The sequence below is a fragment of the Stenotrophomonas sp. PS02289 genome (assembly GCF_029960115.1).
GTDB lineage: Bacteria > Pseudomonadota > Gammaproteobacteria > Xanthomonadales > Xanthomonadaceae > Stenotrophomonas.
On record NZ_JASCOZ010000227.1, the window covers coordinates 1 to 5,392 of the forward strand.

6 protein-coding genes are annotated in these 5,392 nt (G+C 65.5%); 2 read left to right on the forward strand and 4 right to left on the reverse strand.

All coding sequences use genetic code 11. The features are described from left to right. Positions 1–64 precede the first annotated feature (64 nt). The 4 genes from QMX83_RS19795 to QMX83_RS19810 form a co-directional block, all read right to left on the reverse strand. Positions 65–772, reverse strand: coding sequence for a YitT family protein (locus QMX83_RS19795; RefSeq protein ID WP_282298358.1), 708 nt, complete (start codon positions 770–772; stop codon positions 65–67). A gap of 125 nt (positions 773–897) precedes the next feature. After that, entirely contained in the window at positions 898–1,458 is a 561-nt protein-coding gene (locus tag QMX83_RS19800; protein ID WP_282298359.1) for a hypothetical protein, read from the reverse strand. 85 nt (positions 1,459–1,543) lie between these two features. Further along, positions 1,544–2,686, reverse strand: coding sequence for a PilT/PilU family type 4a pilus ATPase (locus QMX83_RS19805; protein WP_102944162.1), 1,143 nt, complete (start codon positions 2,684–2,686; stop codon positions 1,544–1,546). Positions 2,687–2,701: 15 nt separating this feature from the next. After that, positions 2,702–3,739, reverse strand: coding sequence for a type IV pilus twitching motility protein PilT (locus QMX83_RS19810; RefSeq protein ID WP_070208322.1), 1,038 nt, complete (start codon positions 3,737–3,739; stop codon positions 2,702–2,704). 87 nt (positions 3,740–3,826) lie between these two features. On the opposite strand from QMX83_RS19810, the gene QMX83_RS19815 reads away from it, so the two are divergent. After that, complete coding sequence (locus QMX83_RS19815; RefSeq protein ID WP_282298360.1) at positions 3,827–4,498, forward strand: YggS family pyridoxal phosphate-dependent enzyme; 672 nt, start codon at positions 3,827–3,829, stop codon at positions 4,496–4,498. Positions 4,499–4,512: 14 nt separating this feature from the next. Then, positions 4,513–5,334: a pyrroline-5-carboxylate reductase gene (gene proC, locus QMX83_RS19820; RefSeq protein WP_282298361.1), complete on the forward strand. Its 822-nt coding sequence runs from the start codon at positions 4,513–4,515 to the stop codon at positions 5,332–5,334. The last annotated feature ends 58 nt before the right edge of the window (positions 5,335–5,392 follow it).

The window sequence follows — 5,392 nt, forward strand, 5'->3', positions numbered from 1 at the left end:
GGCCGGCGCTACCGGGCCTTGCCGACATGGGTAGCGCCGGCCGTTGGCCGGCCCAGGCGGTCTGTCAGACGCCCATGTAGCGCCCGGGGCGGTGGTTGAACATCAGCACCAGGCTGAGCACCACCGCGCCGATGGCCGAATACATCACCTGCATCGGTGACAGCACGAAAAAGGCGGCGCACATCAGCAGCGTGTCGAACGACATCTGCACCTTGCCCGCACTCCAGCCCCGTGTGCGCTGCAGATACACCGCCAGAATGCCGATACCGCCCAGGCTGGCACGGTGGCGGATGAAGAACAGAATACCCAGCCCCGACAACGCGCCGCCCACCAGCGCCGAGTACAGCGGTGCCATATGCGAGAAATCGGCGAAACGCGGCAGCACGTCGGTGAGCGCGCCGCAGGCCGTGACCGCAGCGAAGGTCTTGAGGGTGAATTCCCATCCCATCCGTCGCACTGCGACCCAGTAGAACGGCAGGTTCACCAGCACGAACACCAGGCCGAAGTTCCAACCGGCCGAATAGTGCAGCAGGAAGGCCAGCCCGGCCATGCCGCCAATCATCAGCCCACCCTTGGCGAAGATCGCCAGCCCCAGCGACGCCACCAGCGTGGCCAGCACCATGCCCTGCACGTCTTCGGCAGTGGAATGGCGCAGGGCTTTTTCGTCGGCGACGGTACCGGCGCTGTCCGGCGGCGGGGTCAACGGCCCGGCGGTGACCAGGTGGCCGTCAGCGTCTTCGCACGGCGCGGGGCCATGGGATTGGAGGGACATGGGTGGGGGTACCGCTCGTGGGGAGTGGTATTAGACACGATCGCCGTGACAGTTGCAGGTGAAATTGATTCACCTGGCAATGAAATTCCACCGCATGCGGGGCTTGTGCGGCCTCGCGTTCAGCTTCAGGGGTCCATCAACGAAGGTTTCGGACCCGACGGCGGTGGCGCGTCATCGACGTAGGAGGCCGAAAACTGGCTGAACGCATATCCCAGCCCGGCCAGCAGGCCCAGGGTCAGCACACCCAGTTCGATCACCTGGAAGGCCGTACCGAACGCCGCAGCACCGCCGCTGGGCTTGCGCGTCCGCCGCCAGACCTGCCAACCACTCAGCAGGATGTAGCCCAGCAGCACGGCCAGCATCGCCAGCATCGCCACGTCGCGGCCGAACATCGTGCCCAGCGTGCGTTCGCAGGCCAGCAGCAGGGCGATCGTGCCCATCCGGATCAGGAAGAAGTACGCCAGACCTGTGGGCGCACCCACCCCCTGGCTGACGCTGCTGATGCCGTCGGGATCACGCGTGGCCGCCAGCTCGTCCAGCCGTTCGGGTGTGACGCCTCGTGCCTGCAACTCCAGCGCGAGCAGGGCCTCGGCCCAGTCCATGCGCTCCTGGCCTTGCCACAGCGCCAGCAGCGCGTCGGTGTCCATGCCCGCGTAGCGGGTCTTCAGTGCGGCTTCCTGCGTCATTCACGGCCCCCTTGGCGTGGCAGATACAACACGGGCGCGACGGTGTGGCACCGTGCGCGCCCGGAAACGACCAACGATGTTGGCCTCAGCGGACTTCGGAGATCTCCACGCCGTCCAGACCCTGCGACAGGGTGCGGGCGTCGCCGCCCTGCGAGAGCTTGATGCGCAGACGCACTTCGTTCTGCGAATCGGCGTAACGCAGCGCGTCCTCGTAGCTGATCTCGCCAGCCTGGTACAGCTCGAACAGGCTCTGGTCGAAGGTGCGCATGCCCAGCTGCACCGACTCCTTCATCACTTCCTTGAGCTTGTGGATCTCGCCGTCGCGGATGTAATCCTGCACCAGCGGCGTGCCCAGCATGATTTCCATCGCCACCTTGCGCGACTTGCCGTCCGGCGACGGCACCAGCTGCTGCGCCACCACGCCCTTGAGGTTCAGCGACAGATCCATCAACAGCTGGTTGCGCCGATCTTCCGGGAAGAAGTTGATGATGCGGTCCATCGCCTGGTTGGCGTTGTTGGCATGCAGGGTGCACAGCACGAGGTGACCGGTTTCGGCGAACGCGATGGCATGGTCCATGCCCTCGCGGGTACGCACTTCGCCGATCATGATCACGTCAGGAGCCTGGCGCAGGGTGTTCTTCAGCGCCGCTTCCCAGCTGTCGGTATCGATACCCACTTCGCGCTGGGTGATGATGCAGCCTTCGTGCTTGTGCACGAATTCGATCGGGTCCTCAATGGTGATGATGTGACCGGTCGAATTCAGGTTGCGGTAGCCGATCATCGCCGCCAGCGAGGTCGACTTACCGGTACCGGTGGCGCCCACGAACAGGATGATGCCGCGCTTGGTCATCGCCAGCGTCTTGATGATCGGCGGCAGGCTCAGCTCTTCCACGGTGGGAATGCGCGTCTCGATACGACGCAGCACCATGCCCACCTGGTTGCGCTGGTAGAAGCAGCTCACACGGAAGCGCCCCACCCCGGACAGACCGATGGCGAAGTTGCACTCGTGGGTTTTTTCGAACTCCTCGCGCTGCGCCGGCGTCATCACGTTCAGCACCAGGTCGCGGCTCTGCTGCGGCGTGAGCGGCGTCTGGGTGATCGGCGAGATCTTGCCGTTCACCTTGATCGCCGGCGGCATGCCGGCGGTGATGAACAGATCGGACGCCTTCTGGTGCGCCATCAGCTTGAGGAACGACGTGAAGTCGATCGTGGTAGAAGTAGTGTTCATCGCAGTGTGCCCCGATTATTCGAAGATCCGCTTGTCCTTGGCGTATTCCTTGGCCTGGTTGCGCGTGATCAGGCTGCGCTTGACCAGGTCCTGCAGGTGCTGGTCCAGGGTCATCATGCCCATCTGCTGACCGGTCTGGATCGCCGAGTACATCTGCGCAACCTTGTCCTCACGGATCAGGTTTCGGATGGCCGGGGTGCCGACCATGATTTCCCATGCTGCGGTACGACCGCCGCCCACCTTCTTCAGCAGGGCCTGCGAGATCACCGCGCGCAGCGACTCGGACAGCATCGAGCGCACCATCGGCTTTTCGCCGGCGGGGAACACGTCGATGATGCGGTCGATGGTCTTGGCCGCCGAGCTGGTATGCAGGGTGCCGAACACCAGGTGGCCGGTTTCCGCCGCGGTCAGTGCCAGGCGGATGGTTTCCAGGTCGCGAAGTTCGCCCACCAGGATGATGTCCGGATCTTCACGCAGTGCCGAACGCAGCGCTTCGTTGAAGCCGTGCGTGTCGCGGTGCACTTCGCGCTGGTTGATCAGGCACTTCTGCGAGGTGTGCACGAATTCGATCGGGTCCTCGACCGTGAGGATGTGACCGTATTCGTTCTTGTTGATGTGGTCGATCATCGCCGCCAGCGTGGTCGACTTGCCCGAACCGGTCGGACCGGTGACCAGGATCAGACCCTGCGGCTGGTCGATCAGCTCGCGGAAGATCGGCGGCACGGCCAGGTCTTCCAGCGTCAACACTTCCGAGGGAATGGTACGGAACACCGCACCCGCACCCCGGTTCTGGTTGAACGCATTGACGCGGAAACGCGCCAGGCTGGGAATCTCGAACGAGAAGTCGACTTCGAGGAATTCCTCGTAGTCGCGACGCTGCTTGTCCGACATGATGTCGTACACCAGCGCGTGGACCTGCTTGTGGTCCAAAGCCGGAATGTTGATGCGGCGGACGTCGCCGTCCACACGGATCATCGGCGGCAGGCCTGCAGACAGGTGCAGGTCCGACGCCTTGTTCTTCACGGAAAACGCCAACAGTTCGGCGATATCCATACGCTGCTACTCCCCATAGACTGCTGCGACTGGAAGGATCTTTCCCCGGTCGGCAGTATAGCCTTCCTGAACTACCGGAAAGCCATCGTGTCCGCCCTGCCCCTCTCGACCCTTCTGCTGAACCTGCACAACGCGGCGACTGCCGCCGGGCGGCCAGATCCGTTGCTGCTGGCGGTTTCCAAGACCCAGCCGGCCTCCGCGGTGGCAGCCCTGGCCGCGCAGGGACAGCGCGCGTTCGGCGAAAACTACGTGCAGGAGGCGGTGGCCAAGAGTGAGCAGCTGGTCACACTCGGGCTGGAGTGGCACCTGATCGGCCACCTGCAATCGAACAAGGCCGAGCTGGCCGCGCGGCACTTTGACTGGGTGCAGAGCGTGGACCGCCCCAAGCTGGTCACCGCACTGGCCGCGCACAGGCCCGCTGATCGCGACGCCCTGAACGTGCTGATACAGGTCAACATCGACGATGAAGGCAGCAAGCACGGCTGCGCGCCGGAGCAGGTGCCGGAGCTGGCGGCGCTGATCGCCGCGCAGCCTCGCCTGCGCCTGCGCGGCCTGATGGCCATTCCTGCGCCCTGGCCAGAGGCCGAACGCCGCGCGCAGGCGTTCGAGCGCATGCGGGGCCTGTTCGAATCGCTGGCAGCGCAGTACCCGCAGGTCGACACCCTGTCCATGGGCATGAGCGCTGACTACCCTGAAGCCATCGCCCACGGTGCCACGCTGGTGCGGGTCGGTACGGCCTTGTTCGGCGCACGCCATTGATCATTGGAACCCCTATGAACACCCACTCCATTACCTTCGTCGGCGGCGGCAACATGGCCCGCAGCCTGATTGCCGGGCTGGTCCGCCAGGGCACCGCGCCGGCCCACATCCATGTCGCCGAACCGGTGGTCGAACTGCGCGATGCGCTGCGCGCCGACTTCGGCGTGAGCACCTACGCCAGCGCGGCAGAAGCCGCAGCACAGGGCGGGGTGTGGGTGCTCGCGGTGAAACCGCAGGTGATGTCGCAGGTCTGCGCCGACCTGGCCGACCTGGCCAGGCAACATTCGCCGCTGGTGGTCTCCATTGCCGCCGGCATCACCAGCGCCCAGCTGCAGCAGTGGCTGGGCGGGCACGACGCCGTGGTACGTGCCATGCCTAATACCCCGGCGCTGCTCGGGGCCGGGGTTACCGGCCTGTTTGCCACGTCTGCGGTGAGCGCCGGACAGCGCGCCCAGGCTGACCAGGTGCTGGCCACGGCGGGGCGCACGGTGTGGATCGAGGACGAAGCGAAGATGGATGCGGTGACCGCCGTCTCCGGCAGCGGCCCGGCCTATGTGTTCCTGCTGGCGGAAGCGATGGAAGCCGCCGCCCGCGCGCAGGGCCTGCCAGCCGATGCCGCCCATGCGCTGGTGGTGCAGACCCTTCTGGGGGCCAGCCGCATGCTGGACGAATCCGGTGAAGCCCCGGCGGAACTGCGCCGGCGGGTGACCTCGCCGAACGGCACCACCCAGGCCGCGGTCGAGTCGTTCCAGGCAGACGGATTCGAGGCGATCGTGGCGCGTGCGATTGAAGCCGCCACGGCGCGCGGCAAGGCGCTGTCCGCAGCGAACGATTGAACGATTCCGTAGAGCCACGCCCTGCGTGGCTTCGACCCGGTTGGACATAGCGCAGCCG